General features: G+C 67.9%; 14 protein-coding genes. 4 read left to right on the top strand and 10 right to left on the bottom strand.

Annotated elements, in window-relative coordinates:
* The 3 genes from AC5RV2_RS04215 to AC5RV2_RS04205 all read right to left on the bottom strand — a co-directional run.
* Positions 1-2,252 (bottom strand): Tex family protein (locus AC5RV2_RS04215; protein WP_494091314.1); only part of this gene is annotated, 2,252 nt, incomplete at its 3' end.
* Positions 2,253-2,327: 75 nt separating this feature from the next.
* Positions 2,328-2,651: a hypothetical protein gene (locus tag AC5RV2_RS04210; protein ID WP_494091313.1), complete on the bottom strand. Its 324-nt coding sequence runs from the start codon at positions 2,649-2,651 to the stop codon at positions 2,328-2,330.
* A gap of 70 nt (positions 2,652-2,721) precedes the next feature.
* Positions 2,722-2,961, bottom strand: a complete 240-nt coding sequence (locus AC5RV2_RS04205; RefSeq protein ID WP_494091312.1) for a hypothetical protein — start codon at positions 2,959-2,961, stop codon at positions 2,722-2,724.
* Positions 2,962-3,097: 136 nt separating this feature from the next.
* Here AC5RV2_RS04205 and AC5RV2_RS04200 point away from each other — a divergent pair, with 136 nt between their 5' ends.
* Positions 3,098-3,790 (top strand): hypothetical protein, encoded by a 693-nt coding sequence (locus tag AC5RV2_RS04200; RefSeq protein WP_494091311.1) that lies wholly within the window; start codon positions 3,098-3,100, stop codon positions 3,788-3,790.
* A 32-nt stretch (positions 3,791-3,822) separates the two neighbouring features.
* Here the strand turns inward: AC5RV2_RS04200 and AC5RV2_RS04195 are convergent, their stop codons facing one another.
* The gene (locus AC5RV2_RS04195) at positions 3,823-4,677 is read right to left on the bottom strand and encodes an alpha/beta fold hydrolase (RefSeq protein WP_494091310.1); all 855 of its coding nucleotides are present in this window, start codon (positions 4,675-4,677) and stop codon (positions 3,823-3,825) included.
* 215 nt (positions 4,678-4,892) lie between these two features.
* Here AC5RV2_RS04195 and AC5RV2_RS04190 point away from each other — a divergent pair, with 215 nt between their 5' ends.
* Entirely contained in the window at positions 4,893-6,296 is a 1,404-nt protein-coding gene (locus AC5RV2_RS04190; protein ID WP_494068106.1) for an MFS transporter, read from the top strand.
* A 206-nt stretch (positions 6,297-6,502) separates the two neighbouring features.
* Here the strand turns inward: AC5RV2_RS04190 and AC5RV2_RS04185 are convergent, their stop codons facing one another.
* The 4 genes from AC5RV2_RS04185 to AC5RV2_RS04170 form a co-directional block, all read right to left on the bottom strand.
* The gene (locus AC5RV2_RS04185) at positions 6,503-6,772 is read right to left on the bottom strand and encodes a GlsB/YeaQ/YmgE family stress response membrane protein (protein ID WP_493977616.1); all 270 of its coding nucleotides are present in this window, start codon (positions 6,770-6,772) and stop codon (positions 6,503-6,505) included.
* Between the two features lie 180 nt (positions 6,773-6,952).
* Positions 6,953-8,734 carry an acetyl/propionyl/methylcrotonyl-CoA carboxylase subunit alpha gene (locus tag AC5RV2_RS04180; RefSeq protein ID WP_494091309.1) on the bottom strand — a complete coding sequence of 594 codons (1,782 nt, stop codon included), beginning with the start codon at positions 8,732-8,734 and terminating at the stop codon, positions 6,953-6,955.
* Between the two features lie 120 nt (positions 8,735-8,854).
* Positions 8,855-9,511: a Maf family protein gene (locus AC5RV2_RS04175; protein ID WP_494091308.1), complete on the bottom strand. Its 657-nt coding sequence runs from the start codon at positions 9,509-9,511 to the stop codon at positions 8,855-8,857.
* 262 nt (positions 9,512-9,773) lie between these two features.
* On the bottom strand, positions 9,774-11,504 hold the full coding sequence (locus AC5RV2_RS04170; protein ID WP_494091307.1) for a DUF885 domain-containing protein: 1,731 nt from the start codon (positions 11,502-11,504) through the stop codon (positions 9,774-9,776).
* A 172-nt stretch (positions 11,505-11,676) separates the two neighbouring features.
* Between AC5RV2_RS04170 and AC5RV2_RS04165 the strand changes: the two genes are divergently transcribed.
* Positions 11,677-12,933 (top strand): serpin family protein, encoded by a 1,257-nt coding sequence (locus AC5RV2_RS04165; RefSeq protein WP_494091306.1) that lies wholly within the window; start codon positions 11,677-11,679, stop codon positions 12,931-12,933.
* A 24-nt stretch (positions 12,934-12,957) separates the two neighbouring features.
* On the opposite strand, the gene AC5RV2_RS04160 is transcribed toward AC5RV2_RS04165, so the two are convergent.
* Positions 12,958-13,212, bottom strand: coding sequence for an acyl-CoA carboxylase epsilon subunit (locus AC5RV2_RS04160; RefSeq protein WP_494091305.1), 255 nt, complete (start codon positions 13,210-13,212; stop codon positions 12,958-12,960).
* 14 nt (positions 13,213-13,226) lie between these two features.
* Complete coding sequence (locus AC5RV2_RS04155; protein ID WP_494091304.1) at positions 13,227-14,822, bottom strand: acyl-CoA carboxylase subunit beta; 1,596 nt, start codon at positions 14,820-14,822, stop codon at positions 13,227-13,229.
* A gap of 237 nt (positions 14,823-15,059) precedes the next feature.
* On the opposite strand from AC5RV2_RS04155, the gene AC5RV2_RS04150 reads away from it, so the two are divergent.
* Complete coding sequence (locus tag AC5RV2_RS04150; RefSeq protein WP_494091303.1) at positions 15,060-15,947, top strand: biotin--[acetyl-CoA-carboxylase] ligase; 888 nt, start codon at positions 15,060-15,062, stop codon at positions 15,945-15,947.
* Positions 15,948-15,959 lie beyond the last annotated feature (12 nt).

The following is a 15,959-nucleotide window of genomic DNA, read 5'->3' as shown; positions in this document are numbered from 1 at the left end:
CCCTGGCGGCCGGACCCGGGCTCGCGCCGCTCGCCGGCGGGAGCCTCGTCGTCGAGCCGCAGCGTCAGGGAGATGCGCTTGCGCTCCGGATCGGCTTCGAGCACCTTGACCTTCACGACCTGGCCGGACTTGACCACATCATGGGGATCCGAGACGAACTTGTTCGACATGGCGGAGATATGGACGAGCCCGTCCTGATGGACACCGACGTCGACGAAGGCTCCGAACGCAGCGACGTTGGTGACGGTGCCTTCCAGCACCATGCCCGGCATCAGGTCGGAAATCTTCTCCACGCCCTCGGTGAAGGAGGCGGTGGTGAAGCTCGGGCGCGGGTCGCGGCCCGGCTTCTCCAGCTCGGTGATGATGTCCACCACCGTCGGCAGGCCGAAGTGCTCGTCGACGAACTGCTGCGGGTCCAGAACCGCCAGGGACTGGGCGCCCCGTCCCGCCGCCGTCGCGGTTGTGCCGGCGGCGGCAAGGATCTTCCGCGCCACGCCGTACGCCTCCGGGTGCACGCTGGAGGCATCGAGCGGCTCGGCGCCACCGGTGATGCGAAGGAATCCGGCGCACTGTTCGAACGCCTTCCCGCCCAGCCTCGGAACCTTCTTCAGCTCGGAGCGCTTGGCGAAGGGGCCGTTGGCATTGCGGTAGGCCACGATGTTCTCGCTCAGCTGCGTACCGAGGCCGGCCACGCGGGAGAGGAGCGACGGGGAGGCGGTGTTCAGGTCCACCCCGACCGCGTTGACGCAGTCTTCGACCACCGCGTCCAGGGACCGCTCCAGCTTGCTGGCCGTGACGTCGTGCTGGTATTGCCCCACGCCGATGGACTTCGGGTCGATCTTGACCAGCTCCGCCAGCGGGTCCTGCAGCCGGCGGGCAATCGAGACCGCGCCGCGCAGCGAGACATCCAGTTCGGGCAGTTCCGCCGAGGCCAACGCCGAGGCCGAGTAGACCGACGCACCTGCCTCCGAAACCACCAGCTTCTGCAGCTTGCGGGTGGGCTCCGTCAGTTTGATCAGTCCGGTGGCCAGCTTGTCGGTTTCCCGCGAGGCGGTCCCGTTGCCGATGGCTACGAGTTCGACGGCGTGCTGATCCGCGAGCCTGGCCAGCGTGGCGAGCGAGTCGTCCCATTTTCTGGCCGGGGCATGCGGATAAATGGTATCGGTGGCCACCACCTTGCCGGTGCCGTCGACGACCGCGACCTTCACGCCGGTGCGCAGCCCCGGGTCCAGCCCCAACGTGGCGCGGTTGCCGGCCGGTGCGGCCAGCAGCACGTCCCGCAGATTGGCGGCGAAGACCCGTACGGCCTCGTCTTCGGCTGCCGTGAAGAGCCGGACGCGGAGGTCGATGGCCAGCTTGACCAGGATCCGCCGCCAGCCCAGCTGCGCCGTCTGCAACAGCCAGCGGTCGGCCGGCCGCCCGCGGTCAGCCACGCCCATCCGTGATGCCACGGCGTTCTCGAACCGGCCGCGGGCCTCGGTGAAGTCCTCCGGGTGGGCCGGATTGCCTTCGCTGATGTCGAGGTTCAGCACGCCTTCCTTCTCGCCGCGCAGCAGTGCCAGCACCCGGTGCGACGGCAGGCCGGCAGGGTCTTGGGCGAAGTCGAAGTAGTCGGCGAACTTCTGGCCGGTTTCCGTCTGGCCCTCGCGGACCTCGGCGCGCACCAGACCCTGCTGCCACAGCCGTTCGCGCAGCTCGGAGACCAAGTCGGCGTCCTGGCTGACCCGCTCCACTAGGATCGCCCGTGCGCCGGCCAAGGCATCGGCCGGCTCGTTGATGGAGTGCGCGGCATTAAGGAACTCTCCCGCCGCTGCCAGCGGATCCCGGGACGGGTCGGCCAGGAGGCCATCGGCGAGCGGCTCCAGACCTGCTTCGCGGGCGATCTGCGCCTTTGTCCGCCGTTTGGACTTGTAGGGAAGGTAGATGTCCTCCAGCCGCGCCTTCGTCTCGGCTCCGTTGACTGCCGCTTCCAGCTCGGCGGTCAGTTTGCCCTGCGCGGCGATGGCTTCCAGCACGGCACGACGGCGGTCTTCCAGTTCCCGCAGGTAGCGCAGCCGCTCCTCGAGATCACGCAGTTGCGCGTCATCAAGCGTCCCGGTGGCCTCTTTACGGTACCGGGCGATGAACGGGACCGTCGCCCCGCCGTCGAGCATTTCCACCGCGGACTTGACCTGCCAGGCCTGGACGCCGAGCTCCCGGGCGAGCTGGGCATGGATCCGGGCATTGAGCGCGGCCGGGTCGAGAGGCGGCAGGGTTGCTACGGAGGCGGAGGGGGCAGGCGCGGATGATTCGGTCACCGATCCATTGTGCCGTATTCGAGGCGTGGCCTAGGTGCCGGGATAGTAGAAAGCGTAGTCATCATAGGGGTCGCGCCAACTGGACTCGTCGCGGTGGATGCGCCGGACCGCGCCGCCGGGAACCCAAGCGGTACGGGCGGAGCCGTGTGCATCCATCCACTTCACCTGCACGCTGGTCCGGTCCCAGGAGATGGCCTTGGCATCGAACGTCTTCCCCTCATGGCTCACGCGGACATAGGGTTCGCGGCAGTAGGGCTCACGAGTGGCCCCGGCATGGCGGTCTTCGGCGCGGGGGCCGGGTTCGCCGCGATCCCGCGCGTCCCTGCGGGCGGTCATGACGTCTACTTTGTTCATGCGGAAAGCTTGCCATCCGGCCCGGACGGTACTGGCTGGAACGGTCTCGAACCGGGGGGCGGCGGCGGCTTCAGTAGCCGTAGCCGCCCGTTTCCTTGGCATTTTCGGCCGCGGCTTCCCCCTGCACATCCTTGGAATCGGGGCCGGACGTTTCAGCCGGCTCCTCGGCTTCCGTGCTGTTTTCGTTGCTCTGCCCGGGATCTGCGGGAGCTGCTGCTTCCTCTTCCCCGGAGTCGGAATATTCGTTGCCGCTGCTCATCATGGATTCCTCCCGGTAGGGGCGGCGGACCCGGTTTGGCGCAGTCCGCACTGTGCCCGATGCCAATCAGAGTAGGCTGATGCTCAGTATGCTGTCTATGGCGGGGCCGAAGCCCGGATGGCTTGCCGGACGGGCGGACAGAGATGCTCGGAAGCGGTGCGGCGTCACGGGGGAGGAGGCGGCGAGCATGCCGGATCTTGGCACAGCGGCCGGTCGCGGCCTGGCCTTAGTCTTCTCGGCGCTCAAGCGGCTGCGGCCTGTCCGGCCCATCCATCCGATCGGCCTCCACCTTGAAGGGCGGCTGGAGAGAACGGGAAACTCCTTTTCCAGCGGCATACCGTGGCTGGACGCAGCGGGCAACAACGACGTCGAGGCGCGGCTGTCGCGGTCAGCGGGCCTGCCGTCGCGGCTGCCCGACATCATCGGGCTCGCGCTGCGCGTCACCGCGCCGGGCGGGCAGGCCGACATCCTGCTGGCTTCCAGCGGTACCTCCCGGGCCGGCAGGTACCTTCTCCAGCCTCGACGGGACGTTCGTGCGGCGGCGCTCACCACGGTGATGCCCTACCGAGGGTCGCACGGCCCGGTCCAGCTTGCCGCCCGCACGCTCCGGCCGAACGTGCGGCTGCCGGCGGATCCGGCGGGATTCCGGCGGGCGCTGGGCAGCGAAGACTGGAAGCTCGCGCTGTTCCACGCCCAGCCGTGGGGCCCGTGGCGCCGGTTTGGTACCCTCACGCTGCGGCTTGCACAGGGCGGAGGAGACGCAGCCCTGCGTTTCGATCCGATCCTGCACCGGCTTCCGGACGGGGCAACCTACCGGTGGATCGAGAAGCTGCGCGCGCCCTCCTACGCGGTGTCGCGCCGGGCGCGCCCGCGGGGGTAGGGAATGAACCGCCCTTGGCATCAGGCGGAACCTCAAACGCCCGGCACGTCCGCAATCCAGGTCCTCACCATCCGCGCAGCCGCTTCTCCGGCCTCCGCGGGCCACCAGTGGCCTGCATCCACTTCGACGATCCTCAGCCGCGGCACCCAATCCTCCAGCCCCTCCACCAGATGGGGCGAGAGGAACGGATCCCGCCGCGGGACTATCACCTGCACGGGAATCCGGCAGCGGGCCGACAGGGTCTGGGGCCGGAACCAGTTTGCCCGGTACAGGGCGAGGCCGCGGGCTCCGTTGTCGCCGATCCTGCGGCCGGAGAAGCGCTCGTACGGACGGGTCAGGAGGGTCCGCCAGGCAAGTTCCGGCAGCACCGGCAACTGGAATCCGGCGACGTACAGGCTGCGCACGGCCTGTCCCGCCGCCTGCGGCCAGAGCGCGGGCCGGCGCAGCCTGCGCCCGAACCAGCGGTGAAGATGGCCCAGGTCCGGCCCCGAAATGCTCGTGAAGCTGAGAATCCGGCCCTCGGCACGAGCATCCTGGGCCGCCGCCCAGCCTTGGATCGATCCCCAGTCGTGTCCCACGAGGTGCACGCCCCCTGCCGCGGAGGAATCGATCACCGCAAAAAGATCGTCCACCAAAACGGGCAGGCGGTAGGCGCCGCGATGGGCGACGGTGGTTCGGGACGCCCCGGCATTGCGGGTGTCATAGGAGATGACGTGGCTATCGGCGCTCAGGGCGGTGGCGACGCAGTCGAAGACCGAGTGGTCATCCGGGTAGCCGTGGATCAGCAGGACGGCCGGCGTCCCCGGCCCATGGGGCGGGCCGTAGGTATAAACGGCGAGGGTCGCATCGGGGCGCGCCAGCATCCCGCGCCGTTCATCGGCCTCCATCGGGCCCTCCCTCGCAGCGCCTGCCGTTCCGGTCCGCTGCCAGCCTACGGCGGCATCCCGACCGCGGCGAGCCCGGTGGTCGACACCGGGAACGGCGGGCTCAGGGGCGGTCGACGCATAACATAGCTGTCCACATATTGAAACAATTGTCCGGATCGCGGACGCATCTGACTAGAATTCATAAGTTATTCATTCGAGCGAAAGCCGACACTTCAATGTCCAAACCAGCATCAGTTACCGCGGGGGCGCCTGCCGCGCCGGTGAACTCCCGCGGCCGCGTCATCGTTGCCAGCCTCGTTGGCACATCCATCGAGTTCTACGACTTCTACGTCTACGCCACGGCCGCCGTGCTTGTCTTCCCGGCGTTGTTCTTCCCGAATGCCAGCGGAGCCGTCGCTCTGCTGAGTTCGTTCGCGGTATTCGGCGTGGCTTTCATCGCCCGTCCGTTGGGGTCCATTATTTTCGGGCACTTCGGCGATAAGTTCGGCCGCAAGGGGACGCTGGTGGCCTCCCTGCTCACCATGGGCATCGCCACCTTCCTGATCGGCTGCCTGCCCACCGCCCAAGTGGACGGCTGGTCCTTCTGGGCGCCCGCACTGCTGGTGGTCATGCGCTTCGCCCAGGGCCTGGCCCTGGGTGGCGAATGGAGCGGCGCCGCCCTCCTGGCTACCGAGAATGCGCCGGCGAACAAGCGGGCCATCTACGGCACCTTCCCGCAGTTGGGTGCCCCGATCGGCTTCATCATCGCCAACTCGCTGTTCCTGGTGCTGAGCATCAACCTTGCCAACGAAGAGTTCATGGCCTGGGGCTGGCGCATTCCGTTCCTGGCCAGCGCCGTGATGGTGATCATCGGCCTGTGGGTGCGCCTGAAGCTGGTGGAAACCCCCGCCTTCCAGAAGGTCGTGGACAAGGGCGAGGTAACCAAGCTGCCGCTGGGCCGGGTCTTCAAGACCAGCTGGCGCCAGCTGATCCTGGGTACGTTCATCATGCTGGCGACCTATGTGCTGTTCTACCTGATGACCACCTTCACGCTTTCCTACGGCACGGCGGCAACCAACGCCGAGGACGCCGCCGCCGCGGCCGAGGCCGCCGGAAAGCCGTTCGATCCGGACACCTTTGCCGCCGGGCTGGGCTACGCCCGCAACGACTTCCTGTTGATGCTGATCATCGGCGTGGTGTTCTTCGGCATCTTCACCCTGGTGTCTGGCCCCCTGGCAGAAAAGTACGGCCGCAAGAAGACGCTGATCAGCGTATCCCTGGGCATCATGGCATTCGGCTTCCTCTGGGTGCCGCTCTTCAACGGCGGCTTCGCCGGCACCATGGCGCACCTGATCATCGGTTTCACGCTGATGGGCCTGACCTTCGGGCCGATGGGCGCAATCCTGCCCGAACTGTTCCCGACCAACGTGCGCTACACCGGCTCGGCCGTGGCGTACAACTTCTCCTCGATCCTGGGCGCTTCGGTGGCTCCGTTCATCGCCGTCGCGCTGTGGCAGGCCGCCGGGGGCAGCACGGTCCTGGTGGGCCTCTACCTCAGTGGCGCCGCCGTCCTGACGCTGGTCGCCCTGCTGCTGACCAAGGAAACCAAGGACATGGACTACGAGAACCAGTCGAGCTGACCTTCCAGCCGGACGATCTAAAAAGACCCGCGGCCATGGCCGCGGGTCTTTTTTGGTGCCCTGGCGCAGGTGCGCCGCCGCGTTGCAGGGCAAGCAAAAGGCCGCAGGGCAAGCAAGAGGCCCCAGGGCAAGCAAAAGGCCCGCCTTCCCCGGAGGGACGGCGGGCCAGATGCTGCCACTAAAAGGAGCAGTTTAATCGGCCAAGATTAAGCGGTTGTGCTCCTCCTCTTCGTGATGAAGCCCCAGATCACCAGCACGATCAGGGCGCCAATAATGGCCCAGATCCACGATTCGAGGCTGAAGAATTCGTTCATATCGGCGCCCATCACAGCACCGCCGATCCATCCGCCCAGGAGGGCACCGATGACACCGAGGACGAGCGTGGCAATCCAGCCACCGCCCTGCCGTCCGGGAAGGATCAGCTTGGCAATGGCGCCTGCAATAAGTCCGAGTAAGAGGAATGCTAGGAAGTTCATGAGGTGCATCTCCTTTGTTAGGTGCTACGTCAATTCTCCCGGTCAGGCCGGGTTCTGCTCCTTGGTAGGCATCACGCTACCGCATGGACAGCGTGCTTAGTAAGTTCCCGCGCCCACTTGGTACCTAAAACGTGACATGACTACAAGCAGTGATACAGTCCGGCCTTGGAAATGCGTGGCTTAATCCGCGATGGTGGCCAGCACGGCACCGGCTGACACGGTATCCCCGGGCTTGGCGGCCAGCCCCAAAATGGTCCCGGACTTGTGCGCGGTGAGCGGCTGCTCCATCTTCATCGCCTCCAGGACGACGACGAGATCGCCTTCCGCAACGGTGTCGCCTTCGGCGACGGCGACCTTCACGATGGTCCCCTGCATCGGGGAGGCCAGCCCGTCGCCACCGGTCGCGGCACCGGCTGCGGAGCCGGAACGGCCCCGTCCGGCGCGCTTGGGCTTGCCGTTGGACTTGGCGGGCGTGCCGGTACCGCCGCCCAGGCCCGCCGGCAGCACGACCTCCAGCCGCTTGCCCCCGACCTCGACGGTGACCCGCTGGCGTTCGCCGTCGTCGTCGGATCCCGCCGCCGGGACGGACTGGAACGCCGGGATGTCGTTGACGAACTCGGTTTCGATCCAGCGGGTATGGATGCTGAACGGCCCTTCCACGGGGGCGAAGGCCGGGTCGGCCACCACGGCGCGGTGGAACGGCAGCACGGTGGGCATGCCGCCGATTTCCATCTCGTCCAATGCGCGGCGGGCGCGCTCCAAGGCCTGGGCACGCGTGCTGCCGGTGACGATCAGCTTGGCCAGCATGGAGTCGAAGTTGCCGCCGATGACTTCGCCGGCTTCGATGCCCGAATCCACGCGGACACCGGGACCGGTGGGCAGGCGCAGGCTCTCCACGGTCCCGGGCGCGGGCATGAAGTTGCGGCCGGCGTCCTCGCCGTTGATGCGGAATTCGAACGAGTGCCCGCGCACGTCGGGGTCGTCATAGCCGAGCTCTTCGCCGCGGGCAAGGCGGAACTGTTCGCGGACCAGGTCAATGCCGGTGACTTCCTCGGACACGGGATGCTCCACCTGCAGGCGGGTGTTGACCTCGAGGAAGGAAATGGTGCCGTCCTGGCCGACGAGGAACTCGCAGGTTCCGGCGCCCTGGTACTTGGCTTCGCGCATGATCGCCTTGGACGCCGTGTACAGGCGCTCGTTCTGCTCGGGGGACAGGAACGGGGCCGGGGCCTCCTCCACGAGTTTCTGGTTGCGGCGCTGCAGCGAACAATCGCGGGTCGAAATGACCACCACGTTGCCGTGCGCGTCGGCCAGGCACTGGGTTTCCACGTGCCGCGGGGAGTCCAGGAAACGCTCCACGAAGCACTCGCCCCGCCCGAACGCCGCCGTGGCCTCGCGCACCGCGGACTCATAGGACTCGGCGATGGCCTCGCGGTCACGGACCACCTTGATGCCGCGGCCGCCGCCGCCGTAGGCCGCCTTAATGGCCAGCGGCAGGCCGTACGCGTCGGCGAAGTCCAGGACTTCCTGCACGCTGCCCACCGGGTCGGGCGTGCCGGGCACCAAGGGGGCGCCGACCCGTTCGGCGATGTGCCGGGCCTGGACCTTGTCGCCCAGTTGGGAAATGGCGTCTGAGGAGGGGCCGATCCAGGTCAGCCCGGCGTCGACGACCCGTTGCGCGAACTCTGCGTTCTCGGACAGGAAACCGTAGCCGGGGTGGACGGCGTCGGCACCGGCGGCCTCGGCCACCTGCAGGAGCTTGTCCATCATCAGGTACGACTCGGCGGCGGTGCTCCCGCCGAGTGCATAGGCTTCGTCCGCCAGGCGGACGTGCAGGGCATCCCGGTCCGGATCGGCGTAGACGGCGACCGAGGCGATGCCTTCGTCCCGTGCGGCGCGGACTATGCGAACGGCAATTTCACCACGGTTGGCGATCAGTACCTTGGTGATGCGCTGGGTCATTCAAAGCTCCTTCTATCCTTGAGGAGCCTAGCCTGCTTTTGCGGGATTCGCTCATGAACCATGCCGTTTCTGCGTGTGAGAGGGCGGTTCTTTGTAGGGGTCCTACAAAGAAGCCCGCGCTCAGCTCCAGAGGTCGGTGATCTGAACGCCGGCGCTGGACAGCAGCCGGCGCAGGGTGGAGACCGAGAGGCCGACGACGGCGTGGGGGTCCCCGTCCACCCGCTCGATGAAGGCGCCGCCCAGCGAGTCGATGGTGAACGAACCGGCGACGTGCAGCGGTTCGCCGCTGGCCACGTAGGCGTCGATTTCGGTGTCGGTGAGCTGGGCGAAATGCACCGCGGCGGAGGCGACCGCCCCTACGGTGGCACCCGATCCGGCACCGGGGCTTTCCTGCCCGCCGGCCTCGAAGGCGGTGGGGCGGCAGTCCACCAGCCAATGACCGGTGTGCAGCACGCCGTGCCGCCCGCTCATCCGGTGCAGGCGTTCCCGGGCCACGTCCGGCTCATGGGGCTTGCCGTACGGCGCGCCGTCGAGTTCGAACACGGAGTCGCAGCCAAGCACCAAGGCGCCTTCGGCCGCTGGGAGCGCCGCAACAGCCTCGGCCTTGGCCCGCGCCAACAACAGCGCGGTGTCGTGCGGGTCGGTGACGCCGTAGCCCGCCGTGACCGCGTCCTCGTCGACATCCGAGACCAGGACCTCGTGCGCGATGCCGGCTTCGGTCAGGAGCTTGGTGCGGGCGGGGGAGGCTGAGGCGAGTATCAGGCGAAGATCGGTCATCCGACCAAGCTTATCCGGCGCCGCAAAGCGAACCCTGCTTAGGGTGTTTCCGCGCTGTGACCTGAGCGTAAAGAAGTGCCGCGGTTGCCCCGTGGACCGGTTGCCTGACCGTACGATTTCGGCGGGAGCTTCTCCCGCCGGAGAGTACGCCCCTCCACGGGCCGAAGAGACCCGGCACAGATGAGGGCCGGTGCACCGTTGGGGGATGCATCGGCCCTCCTGTTTGTCCGCGCTTTGTCCGCGCCGCCGGAACCGGCCCGGGTCAGCCGGCGGCGGGCGCCGGGTCCTCGCCCAGCAGCGCGCGCCGCAGGGTGTCCAGCCCGACCGAGCCGATATTCAGCGCCTGGCTGTGGAAGGCCTTGATGTCGAACGCGTCGCCCTCGCGCAGGCGTCGCTCGTCGCGGATTTCCTCCCAGAGCTTCTGGCCCAGCTTGTAGGCCGGCGCCTGTCCCGGCCAGCCCAGGTAGCGGGCAAATTCAAAGTCGAGCTGGCCCTTGCTGATGGCGATGTTCCGGCGCAGGAATTCGTAGCCCTTCTCCGGTGTCCAGGTACCCGAGCCCCAGCGCTCCGGGATCTCCAGCTCCAGGTGGACGCCGATGTCGAACACCACCCGGGCGGCGCGCATGCGCTGCGCATCGAGCATGCCCATCCGGTCGCCCGGATCGGCCAGGTAGCCCAAATCATCCATCAGGCGTTCGGCATACAGCGCCCAGCCTTCGCCGTGGCCGGAAACCCAGCAGATGTTCCGCCGCCAGTTGTTCAGCAGCTCGCGCCGGTAGGTGGCCGTCGCGATCTGGAGGTGGTGGCCCGGAACGCCCTCGTGGTAGACCGTGGTGGTTTCCTTCCACGTGGTGAAGCTGTCTTCGCCTTCGGGCACCGACCACCACATGCGGCCCGGCCGCGCGAAGTCGTCGCTGGGGCCGGTGTAGTAGATGCCTCCCTCGTGCGTCGGGGCAATCATGCACTCCAGCCGGCGCATCGGTTCGTAGATCTCGAAGTGGCCGGCGAGCTCCTCCACGGCCTTGTCCGAGAGACGCTGCATCCACGCCTGCAGCTCGTCGGTGCCGTGCAGTTGCCGCTGGGGATCCGCATCCAGCAGCGCCATCGCTTCTTCGATGCCGGCTCCGGGCCGGATCTGCTCCGCCACGGCTTCCTGCTCCGCGATGATGCGGTCCAGTTCGGCCACGCCCCAGGCATAGGTGGCTTCCAGATCCACCGCAGAACCCAGGAAACGGCGCGACATCAGGGCGTAGCGTTCCCGCCCCACCGCGTCCTTTTCCGGTGCCGCCGGCAGCAGCTCGGCCTCGAGGAACGAGGCCAGCCGGCCGTAGGCGGTCGCCGCGGCGCCGGCGGCTTCGGCCAGCCGGTCGCGCAGGTCCTCGGACAGCTCGCCCTCTTCCGGGGCAGCCTGCCCGGCCAGCGTGCGGAAGAAGCCGTCCTCGGCCGCGTATGCACGGGTCTGCTCGATCACGATCCGCACCTGCCGTTTGGCGGCGACCAGCCCGCGCTCCTTGGCCTCGCGCAGCGACGTCACGTAACCGGCAATCGCGTCCGGAACGTGCGCCATGCGGCCGGCGATGTTGTTCCAGTCCTCGATGGTGTTGGTGGGCATCAAATCGAAGATGGCGCGGATGTCCTGCGCCGGCGAGGCGATGTTGTTCAGGTCCGCCAGGTCCCAGCCGGTCTCGTGGATTTCGAGCTCAAGGCCCAGCCGCTCGTGCATCGCATCGAGGGTGACGCGGTCCACGTCGTCGGTCGGTTCCAGGTCCTCCAGCCGCCGGAGTGCCTCCCGGGTGGCCTCGGCGAAGGCCTCGGCGCCGGCAGGGGAGTAGTCCGGGTACTCGGTTTCATGTCCGGGGATGCCCAGGGAGGTAGCCAGCGAAGGATCCAACTCCAGCAGCGCGGCCGTGTAGGCGTCTGCGACGGCATCGATGGCGGACGGGATGCGCCAGGTTTCCGGGCTCTTGGTCAGTTCAGATGTCTGCTCAGTCACAGGGAGAGCCTACCGGCAACCCGCAGACCCGGCCACGCGAGCGCGCCTGCCGGCCGTCCGACACCGGGCGGCCGGCGCTGCGGCAATCGTCACGGAATCGTAGCGTGCCGCCTCTGGCCTTCGGTCCTGCCGCCCCATAGGTTGGGGGGTCAACAACGGTGAGGAGGGCAAGGTGCGCAAGAGGACGACGGCGGCGCTGGCGGCGCTGGGGGTGGCGCCCGCCATGATGCTCGGCGGTTGCGCGGCGCCTCCGGAACTGCTGGCCGCGGACGGAGTGGCCCGGGCGGACGTGGCGGCGGGGGAGTATCCGGCCGAGGTGGAAGCGCTGCGGCGTTCGGCCTACAAGCTGGGGGCAGCCATGCTCGCGGCGGCGCCGGAGAAGAACCAGGTCACCAGTCCGGTGAGCCTGCTCTATGCCCTCGCCATGCTCCGCGCGGGCGCCGGCAGCACGACGGCCCGCGAGATGGATGCCGTCGTCGGGCTGCCGGACGCGGATCTCGAAGCCGCCATGAACGGGCTGTTGGCGGAGTGGGAAGGTTTCGACGGCGATCCCGGCGCGGTCGACGAGGAGCAGCCGCCGGCCCGGCCGCTGCTGCACCTGGCCAACGGCGTCTTCGTGGACGAAGGGACGCCCACCGGCGAAGACTACCTGCACACCCTGGCCAGGCATTACGGCTCCGGCGTCTACCCGGTGGACTATTCCGACCCCGCGACCAAGCAGGCCATGGATGCCTGGGTGGACCACCACACCGGCGGCCGCATCACCGAGGCACCCGGCACCTTCGACCCGGGGAACACGCTGACCCTGCTCAACGCTGTCTATTTCGCGGCCGCCTGGGAACAACCGTTCGACCCCTCGGCAACCGAGGGCGGCGAATTCATCACGGCTTCCGGCGAGTCGGTCGAGGTACCCATGATGGGCAATCTGGTGCAGGCGGCGTACGGGCGCGGGAACGGCTGGCAGGGCCTCGACCTGCCGTACAACGACGGATTCGTGATGCGCCTCGTCCTGCCCGACGACGGTGCCCCGCTCATGGACGAGGCGGGCTTAGGGGAGGTGGCGGCGGCCATGGACGGTGCCGACGACGCCACGGTCCTGCTGGAGCTGCCAACGTGGAACCACACCCACCACCAGGATCTGCTGCCCATCCTGCGGAGACTCGGACTCGCCGAGACCTTCGGCCCGGATCCCGATTTGGAGGCCATCCAGCCGGATGCCTCCGTGACCGGCGCAGCCCAACAAGCCAACATCGCCGTCGGGGAAAAGGGGACGGTCGCAGCTGCCGTGACGGAGCTCGAGGTGATGGCCGGTTCGCTGCCGCCGCTGCCCGACGTCGAGCTCTCGTTCGACCGGCCGTTCCTGTACCAGATCGTCCACCTGCCGACGGGACTGCCGCTGTTCCTCGGCACGGTCCTGGATCCGCGCTGACGGCGCGCCCTCCCGGGCAGCCGGCTACCGGAAGGTGTGCCGCCATGCGCCGGGACCGTGCGATACGAACGGCCGCAGCAGCGGCCGGCGGTTTCGCCGGGGCTTGCTCTGTGGCGAGCCGGGCACCCCGGAAGACTGCAGGGCGGCGACGACGGCGGTCAGGGCAGCGAGTTCCTCGGCATTGGGATTGCCCTTCGCCACGGTCAGCAGCGGATGCGGCCGCACGGCCGCATCGCCGTGCGGCACCGCGGCCGTGCCCGAAGACTCTGCTGTGTTCATGTCTGACCACCGGCTCATAGCGGAATGTTCCCGTGCTTCTTGTGCGGCATGGTCGCCCGCTTGTCGCGCAGCGCTCGCAGGCCGCGCACCACTTGGAGGCGGGTGTCGGACGGTGCGATCACGGCGTCGAGATAACCGAGTTCGGCAGCCTGGTACGGGTTGAGCAGCTCTTCCTCGTACTGGGAAATGATCTCCTGCCGGCGGGCCTCGACATCGCCGCCTTCGGCAGCCACGGACGCCAGGTCGCGGCGGTAGAGGATGTTGACCGCGCCCTGGGCGCCCATCACACCGATCTGGGCGGTGGGCCAGGCGAGATTCAGGTCGGCCCCGAGCTTCTTGGAGCCCATCACGATGTAGGCACCCCCGTAGGCCTTGCGGGTGATGACCGTCAGCTTCGGCACCGTGGCCTCGGCGTACGCATAGAGCAGTTTGGCCCCGCGGCGGATGATGCCGTTGAACTCCTGGTCCTTGCCCGGCAGGAAGCCGGGCACGTCCACCAGCGTGAGGATGGGGATGTTGAAAGCGTCGCAGTGACGGACGAAGCGGGCGGCCTTCTCGGAGGCGTTGATGTCCAGCGTGCCGGCGAACTGCATGGGCTGGTTGGCGACGACGCCGACGGTGTGGCCCTCGACGCGGCCGTAACCGATGATCACGTTCGGGGCATACAGCGACTGCATCTCCAGGAAGTTTCCGTCATCGACGACGTGCTCGATCACGGTGCGCATGTCGTACGGCTGGTTGGCCGAATCCGGAATCAGTTCGTCCAGGGTCAGGTCGTCGGCGGTGAGGTCGAGTTCCTCGTCGAAGTCCAGCGGCGGAGCCTCGGCCAGGTTGTTCGAGGGAAGGAACTCAAGCAGTTCGCGGACAAATTCGACAGCGTCCGCTTCATCGGCGGCCAGGTACGTGGCGGTGCCCGTCGTGGCGTTGTGCTGGCGCGCGCCGCCCAGCGTCTCCATGTCCACTTCTTCGCCGGTGACCGTCTTGATGACGTCCGGTCCGGTGATGAACATGTGGCTGGTCTTGTCGACCATCACCACGAAGTCCGTCAGCGCGGGGGAGTAGGCGGCCCCGCCGGCGCACGGGCCCATGATCAGCGAGATCTGCGGCACCACGCCGGAGGCGGCGACGTTGTTGCGGAAGATGTCAGCGAACATCGCCAGCGACGCCACGCCCTCCTGAATCCGGGCGCCGCCGCCGTCGTTAATCCCGATGACGGGGCATCCGTTGCGCAGGGCGAATTCCTGCACCTTCACGATCTTCTCGCCGTTGACCTGGGAGAGCGAGCCGCCGTAGACGGAAAAGTCCTGGCTGTACAGCGCCACCAGCCGCCCATCGACGGTGCCGTAACCGGAGACGACACCGTCGCCGAGCGGCTTCTTTTTCTCCATGCCGAAGGCGGTCGACCGGTGCGTGGCGAAGGCATCGAACTCGACGAAGGAACCTTCGTCCACCAGCATTTCGATCCGTTCCCGCGCGGTGTTCTTGCCGCGGGCATGCTGCTTCTCGATCGCCTCGGCACCGGAGGGCTGCAGGGACTGCGCCTGGCGGCGGCGGAAGTCCGCAATCTTGCCTGCAGTGGTCTGCAGATCAAGGTCTTGATCGAGGCTCATGAATTCTCCGGATTCTGCCGAGGGTGTCGGATGCCGGCGCTCTGCAGGCTGCTTAAGTAGGTTTCGCACAAAACAGCAGGGCACAGGCGCGCCGCTGAACCAAGTCTAGTGAGCATCGGCGCCACGCCTGCTGTAGGAACCCTACAATTTCGCCGCAACTGCTTTTGCCCGGGGAACCCCGCGGATCGCGGCCCGCCGGCAGCCCCGGGGCCGCCGGCGGTCAGTAGGATGGGACACATGAGCCCGAGTTTTTCCGACGTTGACCGACCGGCCCTGGACTTCGACGGCCTCAGCGACGCTCTCTGCGCACCCCTGGGCCCGTTCCGGAGGCTCGAACTCGTGGAATCCACCGGGTCCACCAACAGCGACCTGGCGGCCAAGGCGGTCGCGGACAAGGTGGGCTGGTCGGACCTGAGCGTCCTGGCCGCCGAGATGCAGACCGCAGGCCGCGGCCGACTGGACCGGCAATGGAGCGCCCCGGCCCGCTCGTCGGTGATCGTGAGCATCCTGCTGCGCCCCTTCAATCACGCCGGCCGGCCCGTGCCGACCCAAAGCTACGCCTGGTTCTCACTGCTGGCGGCCGCCTCGCTGGCGGAGGCGCTCGGCGAGTACGCGCAGCTGAAGGCCGAGGTCAAATGGCCCAACGATGTCCTGGTCTCCGGACGGAAGATCGCCGGCATCCTGGCCCAAATCGTGAGCTACCCCGACGGCTCGCCCCCCGCCGTCGTCCTCGGCACCGGCCTCAACGTGACCCTCTCCAGGGATGAGCTGCCCGTTCCCACCGCCACCAGCGTCGCGCTGGAGAAGGGCCGGACGACCGACCGGAACATCCTGCTGATGTCCTATCTGCGGGTCTTCTCACAGCGCTACCGGCAGTTCTGCGATGTCAGCGGCGACCCGGCGGCCGAATGGGACGACGGTTCCAGCCTGATCGGCCGGATGCGCGACGTCATGGTCACCCTGGGGCAGCAGGTGCGTGCCGAGCTTCCGGACGGGAAACACATCATCGGCGAGGCCTTCGGCCTGGACGCTTACGGCGCCGTGAAAATCCGCGACGCGGAAGGCACGGAGCACGTCGTGACGGCCGGCGATGTGGTGCACCTCCGGCCGCACGAAGGTCCCTGAGTTGCGCCGGAC

Source organism: Arthrobacter sp. Y3225116, assembly GCF_059091245.1.
Note: the sequence above shows the minus strand (reverse complement) of the source record. Positions and strands in the feature narration are given on the sequence as shown.

Coding starts and splice junctions, on each gene's coding strand:
- AC5RV2_RS04150 (WP_494091303.1), top strand. CDS start 15,060: ATGAGCCCGAGTTTTTCCGACGTTGACCGACCGGCCCTGGACTTCGAC.
- AC5RV2_RS04190 (WP_494068106.1), top strand. CDS start 4,893: ATGTCCAAACCAGCATCAGTTACCGCGGGGGCGCCTGCCGCGCCGGTG.
- AC5RV2_RS04155 (WP_494091304.1), bottom strand. CDS start 14,822: ATGAGCCTCGATCAAGACCTTGATCTGCAGACCACTGCAGGCAAGATT.
- AC5RV2_RS04160 (WP_494091305.1), bottom strand. CDS start 13,212: ATGAACACAGCAGAGTCTTCGGGCACGGCCGCGGTGCCGCACGGCGAT.
- AC5RV2_RS04180 (WP_494091309.1), bottom strand. CDS start 8,734: ATGACCCAGCGCATCACCAAGGTACTGATCGCCAACCGTGGTGAAATT.
- AC5RV2_RS04185 (WP_493977616.1), bottom strand. CDS start 6,772: ATGAACTTCCTAGCATTCCTCTTACTCGGACTTATTGCAGGCGCCATT.
- AC5RV2_RS04195 (WP_494091310.1), bottom strand. CDS start 4,677: ATGGAGGCCGATGAACGGCGCGGGATGCTGGCGCGCCCCGATGCGACC.
- AC5RV2_RS04175 (WP_494091308.1), bottom strand. CDS start 9,511: ATGACCGATCTTCGCCTGATACTCGCCTCAGCCTCCCCCGCCCGCACC.
- AC5RV2_RS04210 (WP_494091313.1), bottom strand. CDS start 2,651: ATGAACAAAGTAGACGTCATGACCGCCCGCAGGGACGCGCGGGATCGC.
- AC5RV2_RS04200 (WP_494091311.1), top strand. CDS start 3,098: ATGCCGGATCTTGGCACAGCGGCCGGTCGCGGCCTGGCCTTAGTCTTC.